Genomic DNA, 15,080 nt, shown 5'->3' with positions numbered 1-15,080 from the left:
TCACGGAACCCGGTGCAGCCACTCCGCCGTGCCGAATTTGCCGGCGACCCGCTCACGGGCGGTAGCGAGCTCGTTCTCCGTCAGCTGTGAGGGCGTGGCGCCGTACCGGTCCGTGAAAACGTCCGCCATGGCGGTGATGATGGCCGTGCGCGCCAGTCCGGTCTGGCGCCGGAGCGGGTCCACCCGTTTCTTGGCGCTGCGGGTCCCCTTGTCCGAGAGCTTTTCCTTGCCGATCCGCAGGACTTCGACCATCTTGTCGGCGTCGATGTCGTAGCTCATGGTGACATGGTGCAGCATGCCGCCATTGGCTAGGCGTTTCTGCGCTGCCCCGCCGATCTTTCCCTGGTCCGTGGCGATGTCGTTCAAGGGCACGTAGAAGGCGTTGATGCCAAGCTTCTCCAGTGCCGCCATCACCCATGCGTCAAGGAAAGGGTAGGAGTCCGCGAAGCTGAGCCCGTCAACGAGGGTCTGCGGCAGGTACAGCGAGTACGTGATGCAGTTTCCGGCCTCCATGAACATGGCTCCCCCGCCGCTGATGCGCCGGACAACCGTAATGCCGTGCTTCGCCACGCCGCCGGGGTCCACCTCGTTGCGGTAGGACTGGAAGCTGCCGATCACCGTTGACGGCTCCTGCCAGTCCCAAAAGCGGAGGGTGGGATGGCGTCGGCCGGCGCCGACTTCCTCGGTGAGGACCTCGTCCAAGGCCACGTTGATCTCGGTGGGCAGGACGGTGGGTCCAATGACGTTCCAGTGGTGGTCAGCCCAGGAGGTTGCCTTGGCCAGGGCACGGCGGACGGTGACGGCGACGGCGTCCGCGGAGAAGCCGAACAGGGCAGCGCCGGTGGGCAGCGAAGAAGACACGACGGCGGCAAGCTCGGCCGCCGTCGTGGTGTCAGGCAGGCCCGTGAGCCCCCGGTTGATGTCCAGGAGGGCCTCGTCCGGTTCCAGGAAAAAGTCGCCGCTGAGGCTAACGTTGGCGAGGTGGCCGTCCACAACATCCAGGTCCACCACCACGAGTTTGCCGCCGGGTACCTTATATTCACCGTGGCGGCGGGAGGCGGAGCGGTCTGCTGGCGAGGGTGTGGCGGTCATGCCTTCCATCCTGCCCCAGAATTGCCGGCACACCGTAACAGGCTGCCGGGACGCAGAAAGCCCGCACCGTTTACCGGTGCGGGCTTTCCCAAAAGAACCTTGCGGAAGTATGTTACTTCTTGCCGCCGAAGCCCTTGAAGCGAGCGTTGAAGCGCTCGACGCGGCCTGCGGAGTCCATGATGCGCTGCTTGCCCGTGTAGAACGGGTGCGACTCAGAGGAGATTTCGACATCGATGACCGGGTAGGTGTTGCCGTCTTCCCACTCGATGGTCTTCGAGGAAGAGACGGTGGACTTGGTCAGGAACTTCGTGCCGGAAGCCAGGTCGTTGAAAACAACAGCTTCGTACTTCGGGTGGATATCAGACTTCATAATTGGACCTTTGTTCGCACAACTGGATTTTGCCAGCTGCCAGGTATGAATGGGATGGCCAGCAGCGCCGCCCGGGGGCGCACTACAGCCAGCTATCAATAATAGCGGAGAACGCAGGTGCCCGCGAACCAGGCCTCCTGGCTGAATACACCCTAGTTCCGGGGCCGCAGCTCCCAGAAGGCGACAGCCGATGCCGCGGCAACGTTCAGGGAATCCACGCCGTTGCGCATGGGGATTTTCACAGCGAGGTCGACGGCGGCGAGCGTCCCGGCGCTCATTCCGGCACCTTCGGTGCCGAGCACCAAGGCGAGCTTGTCCGGGTTGCGGGCAGCCACCGCGTCCACATCTTCCGCGTCCGCGGTGAGCTCCAGCGCTGCAACGGTGAAGCCATTCTCCTTCAGTACGTGCAGGTCCTCCGGCCAGCTGGTGAGCCGGGCCCACGGCACCTGGAACACCGTGCCCATGCTCACCCGGACGCTGCGCCGGTAGAGGGGGTCCCCGCAACGCGGCGAGACGAGGACGGCGTCGATGTCCAGCGCGGCGGCCGAACGGAAGATGGCGCCCACGTTCGTATGGTCCACAATGTCCTCGAGGACGGCCACCCTGCGCGCCCCGGCCAGCAGTTCCGGCAGCGGGACGGGCGCCGGGCGCTGCATGGCCGCCATGGCCCCGCGGTGGAGGTGGAAGCCGGTGATTTCCTCCAGCAGGGCTGCGCTGCCGATGAAAGCAGGTACCTGGGGGTAGGCATCCAGGACATCCTGCAGGTCCCCGAGCCACTTTTCGGCCAGGAAGAAGGAGCGCGGCCGGTGTCCTGCCGCCAGGGCACGCCGCAGCACCCGGGATGATTCGGCGATGTACATGCCCTCGGCCGGTTCACGCAGCTTGCGCAGATGGACGTCGGTGAGCTGCGTGTAGTCGGAGACGCGGGCGTCCGCGGCGGATTCAAGATAGTGGATTGTCACCGGGTGATTATTTCAGCAGATTGGCGATCATGAATCCCAGCGCCACCAGGCCCAGGACCAGGATCACCGCGCGGAGCACGGAGGGTGAGAGCCGGCGGCCCACCTTCGCCCCGAGAAGTCCGCCGATGCTGGAGGTGACGGCGATCAGCAGGACCACAAGCCAGTTGATCCTGTCGAAGGCGAAGAGCACGTAGGAGACGGCGGCCACGAGGTTCACGCCCAGCACCAGGATGTTCTTCATGGCGTTGGCGTTCTGGATGGTGCCGGTGAGGAAGACGCCCAGGATGCCCACCAGCAGGATCCCCTGGGCGGCCACGAAGTAGCCGCCGTACACCCCGGCCAGGTACACCAGGACCACCAGCAGCACGCCGTGCCGCTTGTCGCGCACAGCGTGTTCCGGGTTCTCCTCACGGGACCGGACCCAGGCCTGCAGCCGGGGCTGGAACACCACCATCAGGAGGGCAAGGACAATCAGGACGGGGGCGACATAGTGGAAGACCTTCTCCGGCAGGTGCAGGAGGAGCCAGGCGCCGGAGATGCCGCCCAGGAGGGATGCCGGCAGGAGCCGCATCAGCTGGCGGCCGCGCCCCTTCAGTTCACGCCGGTAGCCGAACGCTCCGGCTGCCGTGCCGAAGACCAGGCCCATGGCGTTGCTCATGGAGGCCACCACCGGGGCCACCCCCAGGGCGATCAGGACGGGGAACGTCACCAGGGTGCCGGAGCCCACCACGGCATTGATGGTTCCGGCCCAGAGGCCGGCGATGGCCACAAAAAAGCTGCTGAGAAGATCCAAGGTGATGCGCTGCCGCCTTAGCGGCGGGCGACGGCGGTGTACCGGCCAGCGTTGACGCTCATGTCCAGGTCAAGCCCGAACGTCTTGCTAAGGTTCTCCGCCGTCAGGACATCCGTGATGGGGCCGGCGGCGACCACTCCGCCGTCGCGCAGCAGCATGGCGTGCGTGAAGCCCGGCGGAACTTCCTCAAGGTGGTGGGTGACAAGGACCATGGCCGGGGCGTCCTCATCCTGTGCCAGTTCTCCCAGCTTGTGGACGAGTTCCTCGCGGCCGCCAAGGTCCAGGCCGGCCGCCGGTTCGTCGAGGAGCAGCAGTTCGGGGTCGGTCATCAGTGCGCGGGCAATCTGGACACGCTTCCGCTCCCCTTCGGACAGGGTGGCGAAGGTCCTGTTCAGGAGCGGCCCCATCCCCCAGTCGTTGAGCAGGCGGAAAGCCCGCCGCTCGTCGTCGCGCTCGTATCCCTCCCGCCAGCGGCCGGTGACGCCGTAGGCGGCGGTCACCACCACGTTGAGGACGTTCTCCTGCTCCGGGATCTGGGTGGCCAGCGCGGCGGAGGACAGGCCGATGCGGGGGCGGAGCTCGAAGACGTCGGTCCGGCCCAGGGTCTCATCCAGGATGCCGGCTTTGCCGCTGCTGGGGTGCAGGCGCGCGGCCGCGATCTGCAGGAGGGTGGTCTTGCCGGCACCGTTCGGCCCAAGGATTACCCAGCGCTCGCCTTCATTGACTTCCCAGTCGATCTTGTCCAGCAGGGTTTTTTTACCTCGGACAACGCTGACGGAAGCCAATTCCAGAACATCACTCATAGGAGTAGACACTAGGACAAAAAAGAGGCCGACTGATAACCGGGGCAAGGTAACAGCGGAACGCTGATTGCGCAGCTCCGCCAGGTGCCCGTCAGGCCGGTTGCGTAAGGATGACGGGTCCGGATTCGGTGACAGCGATGGTGTGCTCGGAGTGGGCGGTCCGGCGGCCGTTGGAACTGCACAGGGTCCAGCCGTCAGGTGCGGTCACAAGCTTGCTGGTGCCGTCCATGACCCATGGCTCTATCGCCAGGAGCAGGCCTGGGCGCAGCACGTATCCGCGGCCTGCTTTGCCGGTGTTCGGAATGTGGGGGTCCTGATGCATGGTGCTTCCAACGCCGTGCCCGCCAAACTGGGTGTTGACCTTGAAGTGTGCTGACTCGAGCACGGAGCCGATTGCGTGGGAGATGTCCCCAATCCGTGCTCCGGACTGCGCCGCACCGATGCCCGCCATCAGTGCCCGCTCGGTGGTTTCGATCATGTTCTTGTCTTCGGGGGCAGCGGATTCCCCTACGACGAAGCTGATGGCGGAGTCGGTGACCCAACCGTCGACGCTGGCTGCGAAATCCAGCGTCAGCAGGTCCCCGTCCCTGAGGGTGTAGTCATGAGGGAGCCCGTGCAGCACGGCATCGTTGACGGACGTGCAGATCACCTTCCCGAAGGGGCCGCGCCCAAACGAGGGTGCGTAGTCGACATAGCAGGAGCGGGCTCCCGCTGCACGGATCAAGCCCGCGGCCCAGTCATTGATCTCCAGGAGATTCGTGCCTGGCCCGGTCCTCTCCCTCAGGTTTTGCAGCGTATTAGCCACGAACTGGCCTGAGGGGCGCGCATGGTCAATCTCTTGCGGGGTGAGCAGTTCAATCAATGGTTCCTCCAGTCGTGACCGTACCTACTGTCCGGTTGCAACCTTCCAGCAGCCGTGAAATGAATTCAAGGGACTTCTCCCCCGCTGGCTAAGATGGCAGGCATGACTTCGAACGTGACTGCGGTCAGCTATGGCCTGAATGTGTCTCCGACCGGGCTGGAGCAGCTCCGTTCCATCCTCGCTGCACAGGGCGCCGCAGTGCTGTCCGAAACCTCCTCCGGCGACGGGCGGTACCAGGTCCAGATGGCCGAACTCCAGCTTCCGGACGCGACGGCCGCCGGGCTTGCCGCACTCCGCCACGCCGTGGTTGAATCCCCCATCGCCGGCTTCGACACGGCGCTTGTCCCGGCCGGCTTGCGGTCGGCGGAACGCAAGCTCCTGATTATGGACGTGGACTCCACCCTGATCCAGCAGGAGGTCATTGAACTCCTGGCCGCCTACGCGGGCAAGCGGGAAGAAGTGGCAGCCGTTACCGAGGCCGCCATGCGCGGCGAGCTGGACTTCACCCAAAGCCTCCACGCCCGTGTGGCGGTGCTCGCAGGGCTGCCCGCCGCCGTCGTCGATTCCGTCCGCAAGGAAGTGAAACTGAGCCTTGGAGCCGCCGAACTCGTGGCCGCCTTCAAGGCCGCGGGGCACGTGGTAGCCGTGGTCTCCGGCGGCTTCAACCAGATCCTGGAGCCGATCGCCGCGGAACTGGGCCTGGATTACTGGCAGGCTAATGAGCTGGAGATTGTGGACGGCGAGCTGACGGGCAAGGTGCTGGGCGCGGTGGTGGACCGCGCTGCGAAGGAGAAGTTCCTGCGCGAATGGTCAGCTGCCGAGGGCATCGCCCTGGAGCACACGGTGGCGGTGGGCGACGGCGCCAACGACCTGGATATGCTCGGTGCCGCCGGCATCGGTGTGGCGTTCAACGCCAAACCTGCGGTGCGGGCCGTAGCGGACGCCGCCGTCAACATGCCGTACCTCGACGCCGTCCGGCATGTGGCCGGCGTCTGATTCTCGTTTTAACCGCGAGATGGCAGTTGGCGGCAGTGTCCGAAAGGAACATTGCCGCCAACTGCCATCTCGCGTGGGGCAGCCTGGGGCTACCGGTTTGGCCTAGTTCGTGCCCTTACCGAAGTAGTCCGCACCGCCGGCGTATTCAGTGTGGCCGGATTCGACCTCGGCCGTGACCATACCGGCCACAACCTCGGCAAACTCCTCCACTGAATACAGCTTGCCGGCTTCAGCGCGGCGGGCCTCGATGGCGCCCGGCGTGGAGCGGTCAAGCAGCGTGGCCGTGACGGTTCCCTCGATCATGTCGCCGGAGACAACAACCAGGGTGATGCCCTTCTCCTCAAGGTTGGGGATGAGTTCGCGCAAGGCGTCCTCGCCGGCGCGCTTGCTGCGGGCCACCGGCTCATAGGCCTCCATGGTGGGCACGGTATTGATGAAGTGGGCCTGGTGGCTGGTCACGAAGACCACCCGCGAGCCTTCCTTCATCAGGGGCACGGCCGCGTTGAGCATGTTGACCTGGGCGTCGCGGTTCAGCTTCAGCGCGTAGTCCTCGCCCATGCCGGTTTCCATTCCACCTGATGCGTTCAGCACCAGGATGTCCAGGGAACCGAAGTTTTCCATGGCTGCGGACGCGAGGGCTTGCACGCCTTCCTGGGTGGTGAGGTCCGCGCCCACGGCCACGGCCCGGCCGCCGTCGGCCTCGATGCCCTGGACAACCTTGTTGGCGCGCGGCGCCTTCTGGCGGTAGTTCACCACGACGGCGGCGCCCTCGCGGGCAAGGTTCTTGGCGACCTCCGCGCCGATTCCCCGTGAGGATCCGGTCACGATGGCAGTCTTGTTATCCAGCAGTCCCATGCGGGCTCCTTTTGTTTGAAACGTCTAAATTGCTGATGGCCTGCAGTCCATCATGCCAGCGGCAAAGGCCAATTCCCTTGTGTGACCTACACAAAGAAGCGCCTTGCTGCTAGTTTTGCGGGCCGGTCAGTGACCCATGCCCAGGCCGCCGTCAACGGGGATAACGGCGCCGGAGATGTAGGCTGCCTCGTCGCTGGAGATCCAGCGGACAACGTTGGCGACCTCGCTGGCTTCGGCAAAGCGGCCTGCCGGAATGCTGGAGAGGTAGTCCTTCTGGGTGGCTTCGGGGAGCTCGGCGGTCATGTCCGTGTTGATGAAGCCGGGCGCCACGACATTGGCGGTGATCCCGCGGGAACCGAGTTCACGGGTCAGGGAGCGGGCTATGCCCACCAGGCCGGCTTTTGACGCCGAGTAGTTGATCTGACCCGGGGCCCCGTACAGGCCCGACACGGAGGAAATCAGGACAACACGGCCTTTGCGGAGGCGGACCATTCCCTTGGAAGCGCGCTTGATCACGCGGAAGGCACCGGTGAGGTTGGTGTCGATGACGGACGTGAAGTCCTCTTCGCTCATGCGCAGCAGCAGCATGTCCTTGGTGATTCCGGCGTTGGCCACAAGGACTTCCACCGGACCGTGGGCAGCTTCCACTTCCTTGAACGCCGCGTCCACGGAAGCCTCGTCCGTGACGTCGGCTTTGACGCCAAGGATCCCCTCCGGCAGCTTCGTCTCGCTGCGGTACGTCACGGCAACCTTGTCGCCGTTGGCCAGGAACGCCTCGGCGATGGCCAGGCCGATGCCGCGGTTGCCGCCGGTGATCAGGACGCTGCGGGGTGCGGTGGCTGCTTCAGTCATGTAGGGGCTCCGGAATCTGCGGCGCGCGGGGGCCGCTGTAGCTGGGGGTGATTTGGCTGACTTCGATCTTAGCGCCCGCCCCGGTCCGGGTTTGGGCGCCACTGCTGATGGTGAGAGAATTGATGCAAGCCTTTGGAGCGTGATAAACCACCGTGACCCTTGAAAACCATGCGGGACAATCCGCGCCTGGAGAACCCGGACGGTTCTCCGGCGATTCGGAAGTCCACAGCATCACGGATGCCGCTGGAGCCCATTCGGAAGACATGCGCCAGCGCATGATCAAGTACGCGTTGGCCATGGGAATCCGCATGGTGTGCCTGGTCCTGATTTTCGTGGTGGACGGCTGGTTCAAGATCATTCCAGTGGCCGGCGCGGTGTTCCTGCCCTGGATTGCGGTGATCATCGCGAACGGGAATGACAAAGCGGAGGGCCACAGCGACCTGCTGCTGGACTCAGCCCCCCTGGCTGAGCTGGAAAGCCCGCCGGCACCGACAGCCGGGGAGGATCCCGGCAGTGAACTCCTGCAGGGCGAGCTGATTATTGACGACGACGACGAATCTCCGTCCGGGCAGGAAAGGAAGGCCTCGTGAGCATCTTTGACTTCGCCGCCGGAACCGATCCCGCAGCGGCGGACGCCGGTGCCATCTGTTCCCGCAAGGCGTGCCGGACGCAGGCTTCCTGGCAGCTTCTGTGGAACAACCCGAAGATCCACTCCCCGGAACGCCGCAAGACTTGGCTTGCCTGCGCCGAGCACCGGGGTTGGCTGGAGGACTACCTGCAGACCCGGGGCCTCTGGAAGGAAACCCTTCCCCTCGAGGACTCGCGGGCGTCCGGTGACCCTGGGCGGGACAGCTGAATGTACCGCTTCCTTTTCTCCAGCAAGTGGCTGGGTTATCTGCTGCTGGCTGCCATCTTCGCCTCTGCGTGCGTGTTCCTGGGACGCTGGCAGATGGACCGGCGCGCTGAAACCCTGGCTGAGATCAACCGCGTGGTGACCAACTACTCGGCAACTCCCATACCGTTCTCGGATGCCCGGGAGCAGTTCAACCAACTGGACCCCGCTATGGAGTGGACCCAGGTGGAGCTGCGGGGCACCTACCTCACCGATGGCCAGCGCGTGGTCCGGAACCGTCCGCTCAATGGCCAGCCTGGCTATGAAGTGGTTGTCCCGTTCCGCCTCGCTTCAGGTGAGACCGTGGTCATCGACAGGGGATGGCTGCCGATCGGCAACGATAATCCGGGCGCGCCCGACTCGGTGCCGGAACCGCCCGCGGGTGACGTGACCGCCGTCGTGCGTTTGAAGCATCCCGAGCCCGAACTCCAGCGTGGTGCCCCTGAAGGCCAGCTGGCGTCCATCGACCTTGCCGCCTACGCCGGCCAGCTCGGGTACCCGCTCCTGACCGGGGCGTACGGCCAGCTGGCGTCGGAGACTCCGCCGGCGGCGGACATGCCGTTCCCGTTCCCGAAGCCTTCCACCGAGGAGGGGACACACCTCTCCTACTCGCTGCAGTGGTTCGCGTTCGGCGTCCTGATGTTCGTCGGCTTCGGTTACGCTGCACGCCAGCAGGCGCGCAATGCCGCCATTGACGCGGAGGACGACGACGGGACACCGGAGGGTGCGCCGCGCCCCGCAGCCGGCGGGCCACGCCGTCGTCCGTCACCCCCCAGGAAACGGAAGAAGGCGACGTCCGAGGAAGAGGAAGACGCCCTTCTGGATGCGCAGGGGTACTGAACGTCTCCCGTTTGGCGCCGTCGATTCGCGTCTGCGTACATGGGGGCGTTCGCTCCGCACCGTGCGTGATTTCCCGCGTGCTGGCTCGTTCGCCCCACCGTCTCCCTAACCTCGCAAGCTCGGTCAGGGAACCCTGACAGCGTGGGCCCACGCCGAGGGCGCGCTACATAAATCACCCACGCTGCTGCGCTGGTGCCTGCCCGGGCCAACGTGCAACGGACTGCGGCGGGCCTGGCGCCCACAGTTACCTGGCGTTCGGTCGCGGAGGGTTAGAACAGGGAGGATCTGCCCCGCCTCCCCCGACTTCGTCCTGAAGCACACGGGTCAGCATGTAGGCGGAGTAGCCCCGGTAGGCCATCCCGAAAAGTCAGGACGCTTCTGGACGAGTCCCTCCAGAAGCACGATCTCCTCTGTGCGGGAGCAGGCGACCACAACTCAATGTTCAGCGTCACCTACCAAAACGTGCTCAGGATCACCGGCGCCGAAGAGATGCCGGTCCGCTAACACCTGAACCACCCTGACCGGCAACGAACCCACACGCGAGGTAGCGCGGGTGATTTATGTAGCGTGCGTCTAAGCGAGGAACGAGCGAGCACGCGGGAAATCACGCGCGCTGCGGAGCGAAAGCGACCAGGCGCACGGAGGGAGGGAAGGCTTAAGCCAGCGTGATGAGGTCCAGGTAGTCTTCGTTCCAGTGGTCCTCGACACCGTCCGGCAGGAGGACAACGCGCTCGGGGTTGAGGGCTTCGACTGCCCCCTCATCGTGGCTGACCAGGACGACGGCGCCGCTGTAGTTCCGGAGGGCGCCCAGGATCTCTGCGCGGCTGGCAGGGTCCAGGTTGTTGGTGGGCTCGTCGAGGAGGAGGACGTTGGCGCTGGAGGCCACAATGGTGGCAAGGGCCAAACGGGTTTTCTCGCCGCCGGAGAGGACGCCCGCGGGCTTGTCGACGTCGTCGCCGGAGAACAGGAACGAACCCAGGATGCCGCGGACCTCGGCGTCCTTCATGTCCGGGGCGGCCGAGCGCATGTTTTCCAGGACCGTCCGGTCCACGTCCAGGGTTTCATGCTCCTGGGCGTAGTAGCCCACCTTCAGGCCGTGCCCGGCAATGACGTCGCCGGTGTCAGGCTGGTCCACACCAGCGAGCATCCGCAGGAGGGTGGTTTTGCCGGCACCGTTGAGGCCCAGGATGACCACCTTGGAGCCGCGGTCGATGGCCAGGTCCACATCGGTGAAGATCTCCAGCGAACCGTAGGACTTGCTGAGGCCCTCCGCGGTGAGCGGGGTCCGGCCGCACGGCGAGGGGTCCGGGAAGCGCAGGGCTGCCACGCGGTCGTTTTCGCGCACGGCTTCCAGGCCGCTCAGCAGGCGTTCGGCGCGCTTGGCCATGTTCTGGGCTGCAACCGCTTTGGTGGCCTTGGCGCGCATCTTGTTGGCTTGGTCAAAGAGGACCTGGGCCTTCTTCTCGGCGTTGGCGCGTTCCCGCTTACGGGCGCGCTCATCCGTTTCGCGCTGGGTGAGGTAGCGCTTCCAGTCCATGTTGTAGAAGTCGATCTGCGCGCGGTTGGCGTCCAGCAGGAACACCTTGTTCACGGTGGCTTCGAGCAGTTCGGTGTCGTGGCTGATCACGATCAGGCCGCCCTGGTGGTTCTTGAGGAAGTCACGCAGCCATGCGATGGAGTCGGCGTCGAGGTGGTTGGTGGGCTCGTCAAGGAGCATCGTCTCGGCGTCCGAGTAGAGAATGCGTGCCAGCTCCACACGGCGCCGCTGGCCACCGGAAAGGGTCTTGAGCGGCTGGTTCAGCAGGCGGTCCGGCAGGGCGAGGTTGGAGCAGATCGCCGCCGCCTCAGCCTCGGCTGCATAGCCGCCGGCTGCCAGGAACTCGGATTCAAGCCGGTCGTAGCGGTTCATCGCCTTGCGCTGCACCGTGGCGTCCTCGCTGGCCATTTCCTCGTGCGCCACGCGGAGTTTGCCGACGGCGATGTCCAGGCCACGGACAGACAGGATCCGGTCCCGTGCGAGCTGCTCCATGTCCGGCGTCCGGGGGTCCTGCGGCAGGTAGCCGATCTCGCCGGTGCGGGTCACTTTCCCAGCGGCAGGGAGTCCTTCACCGGCAAGGACCCTGGTGAGGGTGGTCTTCCCGGCGCCGTTACGGCCCACCAGGCCGATCTTGTCTCCCTTGTCGATGCGGAAGCTCACCTGGTCCATCAGGAGCCGGGCGCCGGCACGCAGTTCAAGATCCTGGACAGTAATCACAGCAGGTAAGGCCTTTCACAACAGGGAACGCCGCAGCCCTCACACGATGTTGGGAGGGAGCCGGGGCAGAGTGGCCGGAGAACGGCCCATCCAAGTCTACCGTCCAGGGCCGTCCACGCAGAACGCTGCCGGTCGATCTCCGCGGCGACGGCAGAAGTACCACCCGGCCAGGTGGCCTTTACCGCGAAGCTTTCGGTGCCGACGTCGTACGTGCTAACGAATTGATGGTTATTGCATCCGTATCGCCCAATTGGGCACTCGGGCGCTTTGGCGTTTCCCAGCTCAGGGGGTGAGCCATCAGACTGTCCTAATGGAGTGGACTCGTGCGAAGGACTGGCTGATCGGTGCTGTTGGGATGGTCCTCGCCCTTGGGGTCGCGGCTGCAATCGCGTGGTGGATAGTGAGCGATCCGGCCAGCGGGGTTGAGGCTGCGCCTGCGCCAACCCCGACGCCGGGTGAGCGCCAGCCAGACCCTAAGCCTCCCGCAGGCCTGGGCGCGGACGAGGTGTGGCTCGGTGATGTCGCCCTCGACGCCGGGACGCTGGCGGCAGCAGGCTCGGTGCTCCATGACGTCAGGGCCATAGGGCAGGACGTGGTTACGGGACCGGACGGGATGGCCGCCGAGCGGCTCACGGTGGACGCCACCGTCCCGTTCGTGGTCGTCGCCAGCGAACTCGGTGACGGGACCGAGGTCCGCGCCGCCGGTGGTGGCCAAGTCATGGTGGTCCGCACCGTCGAGGCCTTGGGCCGCCAACTGGCCGTCACCGCTACTGGCACGGTTGAGGCCGACGCCGGCAGGCTGGTTGTCGAGCCGCGTTCGATCGACTTTGGCGGGCCGGGCTTTGTCTCCGACGCAGTCGGGGCCGTGGTGAACGGGCTCGTGACCATTGAACACGACATCGAGGGCCTGCCCGAGGGGCTCGTGCTCCAGGAGGTCACGGTCCAGGAAGACGGTTTTCGTGCCAGGCTCAGCGGCGAGAACGTCAAGCTAGGTCCGTGACGGCGGGTGGCCGGAGGATGCTCCGGCGGCTCCCTAAGGGAGTACCGCAGTGTGCAGAAAATCCTAGGTGGGCTTTTTGTTCAGCAGGTCCGGAACTTGCTGCCGCCGTCGCAGTTCCAGGAGCCCAACAGCATTGGCTCCGGTGAAGACGGCGCTGATGGTGATCAGGAGGTCCCTGGCTGTCGCAGACGCAGGGTCACTGGCCTGGGCAATCAGCGATATGGCGAGGATCAGGCCTCCGACACAGAGTCCGCCCGCGCTGGGGAAGGTCCGCTGCCGCATCGGGTCTTTCACTTGTCGGGTCCCGCCGCACGGGCGCCTTCCCTGCTCGATCTTGGAGTCATGCCCCCGACCGTAGGCCTCGCCAGCCGGCGAATCAATGCTCTTGATCAAATCCTGAGCATTTGGACCCGGGTACCGCCCCGGATGTTCATGCCTGCGCTTCGCAGCGGCCGGTGGTGAGCACACCGAAAGTGGAACCGCGTTCATTGCCGGTGCGTGCCTGCCAGTATGCGGCCCGCTCGATTGTCTCCGCACTGCCGTAGGCGGTCTTTGTGCCCGGGCCGAGCTTGATGGTGTTGTGGTGCAGGTTCAGCCCTTTGGGTGCCTTCTTGCCGCCGCTGATGTTGATGTAGCTGTCCCGGGCGCCGATGAACCGGTTCCGGGTGACCTCCACATCCATGGGCAGGTCCGTGTCATACATCAGGATGTGGGTGCCCTTGCCTTCCGTGTCCGGCCGGAGGGTGGCAGCCCACGAGTAGCCCGCGTTGCTGCAGATGTTGTGGCTGAAATTACAGCGGATGTGTCCCGAACCCGGGGTCGCTTCGCCGGCAGACCACATCTCGAAGGTCTGGTTGCAGTTCTCTACACGGTTGTTCCGGAAGTGGATGTCAGTCCATGACTTGACCTCCTTGGTTGCCGTCCCCTGCATGGTGAAGGCGACGTCATAGCATTCGCGGATGGTGCTGTTTTCGATAATGATGTTGGACGCGCCGATCCAGACCTCGACGCCGTTGCCGTAACGGGTTCCGTCGGAGGCCAGCTGGGATCCGCCAAGCTCCTCCAAGCGGCAGTTCCTGATGCGGATGTTCTCGGAGCCGCCCGTCGCAATACCGTGGGCTCCATGGCCCTCGATGTGGATGCCGTCCAGGATGCTGTGGGAGGCCGGCCGGATGCCGTCCTGCTGGACTGCGATAGCGACGCCGTCGCCCGGGGCAAAGGACGATCTAACGTACACAAAGGTCCCGTCGCTATAGAAGTCCCACTGGTTCTGCAGTGCCTCCAGGCTGTTCCGCTTCCATCCGCGGATGAGGCCTGCCACCTTCAGGAAGCCAACGTTGGTGGACGGCGCGGCGGTGTTGCCCCTGTACTGGCCGGAACGGGCGGTGATGTCCAGCTTCCATATCCCTTCAGCGTGCTGGATCCAGGCTGCTTTGCTGACCTTGTAGCCGCTGACTTTCGGCCGCGGACCGGTGCCGTAGGCGCCCACCGTGAGAACACCGGCCGTGCCTTGGAGGGAAGGCTCGTGGAGAGTGCCGAAAAATGTGTCGCCGCGCTTGAGCAGGACGGTGTCGCCGCGGCGCAGCTCCCCTTCGCGGAGCGCGGCACTGACGCGGGAGAGACTATGCCACGGGGCTGCCTCGGTGCCCGCCCCCGAGTCGGAACCAAAGACGCTTAGGTACCGGGTAGTGCTGCCCCCGCCGGCCGGGGCGTGTTCGTCCGTGAACAAAGCAGAACCCACGACGGCGGCGCCGGCGCCTTTGAGGAGTGTGCGGCGGCTTAGTGGTCCCAGAGGTGGTTGCATTGCCGGGGATGTCCTCACCGAGATTTCACCAGCGAGTTTATCCGGCGGCAGCGGGCAGGGAAACCGCCGGCGGCAACCTGCAGCACGCCTGGCCCCTGCACCCAGGCGGGTGCGGGTGCGCTATGCCGCGTTATTCGTTGACGAGGACTGGCACCCCTACTGCCGCGGACACAGCCTGGGGCTGGAACTCTGCCGGTACGGGGATGTTGAACTCTTCACCGTTGTCGGACGGTCCGGAGTGGCCATGGCCTTCACCGCCGAGATGGTGAACGAAACGGGCAGTGCCAAGGAGGTTGCCGCGTTCATCGTAGAACCCGGCCAGCACCTGAAGTTCGAGCAGGTCGCTGACATCACTGGTGACCTTGACGGATCCGGTGGCGGCCTGTCCATCGAAAGCCAGGCCTTCGAACTCAAGCCTGTCATCAAAAGCACCCTGAATCTGGAGAATTTGGCCCGGGGACGGGCGGGTTGTCCGCAGTCCTGGCAGGTCCGGTTCCCCCTCGGCTCTGGCAAGGCCGGGAAAGGTTGTTTTGGCGGCGGCAGCAGGTGGGGCAACGGCCGCGGGGCCCGGAGTGGAAACGGGTCCGATGAGCACGACGGCGGTCAGCAGTAGCAGCGACGCGGCGACGAGGATCCCGAGCAGGCGGACCCGGGACTTGCGGTTCATCGTGTCCCCCTTGGGTGTGCCGCGGCAGCGGGCTGGTC

General features: G+C 65.3%; 17 protein-coding genes and 1 pseudogene. 6 read left to right on the top strand and 12 right to left on the bottom strand.

The genetic code is table 11. The features are described 5' to 3' along the window. The 6 genes from ACIQF4_RS04375 to map all read right to left on the bottom strand — a co-directional run bounded on the left by ACIQF4_RS04375 (position 1) and on the right by map (position 4,882). Positions 1-1,092: a biotin/lipoate A/B protein ligase family protein gene (locus tag ACIQF4_RS04375; RefSeq protein ID WP_400515538.1), complete on the bottom strand. Its 1,092-nt coding sequence runs from the start codon at positions 1,090-1,092 to the stop codon at positions 1-3. A 112-nt stretch (positions 1,093-1,204) separates the two neighbouring features. After that, positions 1,205-1,462 (bottom strand): type B 50S ribosomal protein L31, encoded by a 258-nt coding sequence (locus tag ACIQF4_RS04370; RefSeq protein ID WP_066275740.1) that lies wholly within the window; start codon positions 1,460-1,462, stop codon positions 1,205-1,207. A gap of 152 nt (positions 1,463-1,614) precedes the next feature. Next, complete coding sequence (locus ACIQF4_RS04365; protein ID WP_350003358.1) at positions 1,615-2,424, bottom strand: RNA methyltransferase; 810 nt, start codon at positions 2,422-2,424, stop codon at positions 1,615-1,617. A 7-nt stretch (positions 2,425-2,431) separates the two neighbouring features. Beyond that, positions 2,432-3,217 (bottom strand): sulfite exporter TauE/SafE family protein, encoded by a 786-nt coding sequence (locus ACIQF4_RS04360; RefSeq protein WP_400515540.1) that lies wholly within the window; start codon positions 3,215-3,217, stop codon positions 2,432-2,434. A 17-nt stretch (positions 3,218-3,234) separates the two neighbouring features. Then, positions 3,235-4,020 (bottom strand): ABC transporter ATP-binding protein, encoded by a 786-nt coding sequence (locus ACIQF4_RS04355; RefSeq protein WP_066275729.1) that lies wholly within the window; start codon positions 4,018-4,020, stop codon positions 3,235-3,237. Positions 4,021-4,111: 91 nt separating this feature from the next. After that, positions 4,112-4,882, bottom strand: a complete 771-nt coding sequence (map, locus tag ACIQF4_RS04350) for a type I methionyl aminopeptidase (protein WP_400515541.1) — start codon at positions 4,880-4,882, stop codon at positions 4,112-4,114. Between the two features lie 102 nt (positions 4,883-4,984). On the opposite strand from map, the gene serB reads away from it, so the two are divergent. Beyond that, positions 4,985-5,878, top strand: a complete 894-nt coding sequence (serB, locus tag ACIQF4_RS04345; RefSeq protein ID WP_400515543.1) for a phosphoserine phosphatase SerB — start codon at positions 4,985-4,987, stop codon at positions 5,876-5,878. 102 nt (positions 5,879-5,980) lie between these two features. Here serB and ACIQF4_RS04340 read toward each other — a convergent pair whose 3' ends face one another. Together ACIQF4_RS04340 and ACIQF4_RS04335 are read right to left on the bottom strand one after the other, a co-directional pair. Further along, positions 5,981-6,733 (bottom strand): SDR family oxidoreductase, encoded by a 753-nt coding sequence (locus ACIQF4_RS04340; RefSeq protein ID WP_400515545.1) that lies wholly within the window; start codon positions 6,731-6,733, stop codon positions 5,981-5,983. A gap of 126 nt (positions 6,734-6,859) precedes the next feature. Continuing rightward, entirely contained in the window at positions 6,860-7,585 is a 726-nt protein-coding gene (locus tag ACIQF4_RS04335; protein WP_400515547.1) for a beta-ketoacyl-ACP reductase, read from the bottom strand. Positions 7,586-7,737: 152 nt separating this feature from the next. Here ACIQF4_RS04335 and ACIQF4_RS04330 point away from each other — a divergent pair, with 152 nt between their 5' ends. The 4 genes and pseudogenes from ACIQF4_RS04330 to ACIQF4_RS04315 form a co-directional block, all read left to right on the top strand. Next, positions 7,738-8,175, top strand: a complete 438-nt coding sequence (locus ACIQF4_RS04330) for a DUF3099 domain-containing protein (protein WP_400515548.1) — start codon at positions 7,738-7,740, stop codon at positions 8,173-8,175. Continuing rightward, a complete protein-coding gene (locus ACIQF4_RS04325; protein ID WP_400515549.1) occupies positions 8,172-8,441 on the top strand; it encodes a hypothetical protein in 270 nt (89 codons plus the stop codon). The genes ACIQF4_RS04330 and ACIQF4_RS04325 overlap by 4 nt, the downstream gene beginning before the upstream one ends. Continuing rightward, positions 8,442-9,317, top strand: a complete 876-nt coding sequence (locus tag ACIQF4_RS04320) for an SURF1 family protein (RefSeq protein ID WP_350003372.1) — start codon at positions 8,442-8,444, stop codon at positions 9,315-9,317. 277 nt (positions 9,318-9,594) lie between these two features. Next, positions 9,595-9,821, top strand: a pseudogene (locus tag ACIQF4_RS04315) (YbaK/EbsC family protein); the annotation flags it as partial. Between the two features lie 151 nt (positions 9,822-9,972). Here ACIQF4_RS04315 and ACIQF4_RS04310 read toward each other — a convergent pair. Beyond that, the gene (locus ACIQF4_RS04310) at positions 9,973-11,571 is read right to left on the bottom strand and encodes an ABC-F family ATP-binding cassette domain-containing protein (RefSeq protein ID WP_400515552.1); all 1,599 of its coding nucleotides are present in this window, start codon (positions 11,569-11,571) and stop codon (positions 9,973-9,975) included. A gap of 310 nt (positions 11,572-11,881) precedes the next feature. On the opposite strand from ACIQF4_RS04310, the gene ACIQF4_RS04305 reads away from it, so the two are divergent. Further along, positions 11,882-12,571 (top strand): LmeA family phospholipid-binding protein, encoded by a 690-nt coding sequence (locus ACIQF4_RS04305; protein ID WP_400515554.1) that lies wholly within the window; start codon positions 11,882-11,884, stop codon positions 12,569-12,571. A gap of 63 nt (positions 12,572-12,634) precedes the next feature. Here the strand turns inward: ACIQF4_RS04305 and ACIQF4_RS04300 are convergent, their stop codons facing one another. From ACIQF4_RS04300 to ACIQF4_RS04290, 3 genes are all read right to left on the bottom strand, one after another. Further along, on the bottom strand, positions 12,635-12,865 hold the full coding sequence (locus ACIQF4_RS04300) for a hypothetical protein (RefSeq protein WP_350003377.1): 231 nt from the start codon (positions 12,863-12,865) through the stop codon (positions 12,635-12,637). Between the two features lie 136 nt (positions 12,866-13,001). Then, positions 13,002-14,375, bottom strand: coding sequence for a right-handed parallel beta-helix repeat-containing protein (locus ACIQF4_RS04295; protein WP_400515556.1), 1,374 nt, complete (start codon positions 14,373-14,375; stop codon positions 13,002-13,004). A 130-nt stretch (positions 14,376-14,505) separates the two neighbouring features. Continuing rightward, positions 14,506-15,042: a hypothetical protein gene (locus tag ACIQF4_RS04290; RefSeq protein ID WP_400515559.1), complete on the bottom strand. Its 537-nt coding sequence runs from the start codon at positions 15,040-15,042 to the stop codon at positions 14,506-14,508. Between the last annotated feature and the right edge of the window lie 38 nt (positions 15,043-15,080).

It is taken from the genome of Pseudarthrobacter sp. NPDC092202, assembly GCF_044755505.1.
In the GTDB taxonomy this organism is placed as follows: domain Bacteria; phylum Actinomycetota; class Actinomycetes; order Actinomycetales; family Micrococcaceae; genus Arthrobacter.
The sequence above is the reverse complement of the archived record's forward strand: the minus strand, read 5'-3'. Positions and strand labels throughout refer to the sequence as shown.

Coding starts and splice junctions, on each gene's coding strand:
- ACIQF4_RS04375 (WP_400515538.1), bottom strand. CDS start 1,092: ATGACCGCCACACCCTCGCCAGCAGACCGCTCCGCCTCCCGCCGCCAC.
- ACIQF4_RS04370 (WP_066275740.1), bottom strand. CDS start 1,462: ATGAAGTCTGATATCCACCCGAAGTACGAAGCTGTTGTTTTCAACGAC.
- ACIQF4_RS04355 (WP_066275729.1), bottom strand. CDS start 4,020: ATGAGTGATGTTCTGGAATTGGCTTCCGTCAGCGTTGTCCGAGGTAAA.
- serB (WP_400515543.1), top strand. CDS start 4,985: ATGACTTCGAACGTGACTGCGGTCAGCTATGGCCTGAATGTGTCTCCG.
- ACIQF4_RS04340 (WP_400515545.1), bottom strand. CDS start 6,733: ATGGGACTGCTGGATAACAAGACTGCCATCGTGACCGGATCCTCACGG.
- ACIQF4_RS04335 (WP_400515547.1), bottom strand. CDS start 7,585: ATGACTGAAGCAGCCACCGCACCCCGCAGCGTCCTGATCACCGGCGGC.
- ACIQF4_RS04320 (WP_350003372.1), top strand. CDS start 8,442: ATGTACCGCTTCCTTTTCTCCAGCAAGTGGCTGGGTTATCTGCTGCTG.
- ACIQF4_RS04305 (WP_400515554.1), top strand. CDS start 11,882: ATGGAGTGGACTCGTGCGAAGGACTGGCTGATCGGTGCTGTTGGGATG.
- ACIQF4_RS04295 (WP_400515556.1), bottom strand. CDS start 14,375: ATGCAACCACCTCTGGGACCACTAAGCCGCCGCACACTCCTCAAAGGC.
- ACIQF4_RS04290 (WP_400515559.1), bottom strand. CDS start 15,042: ATGAACCGCAAGTCCCGGGTCCGCCTGCTCGGGATCCTCGTCGCCGCG.